At 69.8% G+C, this 490-nt stretch carries 2 pseudogenes; both read left to right on the top strand.

What is annotated here, in order from left to right:
• A pseudogene (locus tag AC0AIB_RS31115) lies at positions 1–217 on the top strand (daunorubicin/doxorubicin resistance ABC transporter ATP-binding protein DrrA); the annotation flags it as partial.
• Positions 214–490 (top strand): annotated as a pseudogene (locus AC0AIB_RS31120) (ABC transporter permease); the annotation flags it as partial. The pseudogenes AC0AIB_RS31115 and AC0AIB_RS31120, both read left to right, overlap by 4 nt.

A 490-nucleotide genomic window follows, 5' to 3' on the forward strand; every position in this document is an offset into this window, starting at 1 on the left:
CGTGCTGAACGCGGAGGTCCAGCTGGACGCGGACCCGGTGGCGCTGACCGCCCGGGTCGACGGACAGCGCACCGAGCAGGGCGCGGCGGAACAGGCCGGGCGCGCCCTGGCCGAGCTGGCCCGGTCCGGCATCACGGTCGACAACTTCTCGCTGGGACAGCCCAGCCTCGACGAGGTCTTCCTCGCACTCACGGACAAGAAGGGAGTGGCGGCATGAGCACCGCGACCGCCAAGACGGAGCTGGAGGGCGCCGAGCTCGCCGCGCCGGACCGGGAACGCCTCGCGGAGCTTCTGGTGGGCCACGAGCGCCCGCCGAGGCCCAGCGCGCTGTCGGCTTCGGTGACCTTCGGCTGGCGCGCCATGCTGAAGATCAAGCATGTGCCGGATCAGCTCTTCGACGTGACGGCTTTCCCGATCATGCTGGTCCTGATGTACACGTATCTCTTCGGAGGGGCGCTGGCCGGCTCCACCGAGGAGTACATCCAGTTCC

The sequence above is a fragment of the Micromonospora sp. DSM 43699 genome (genome assembly GCF_055517075.1).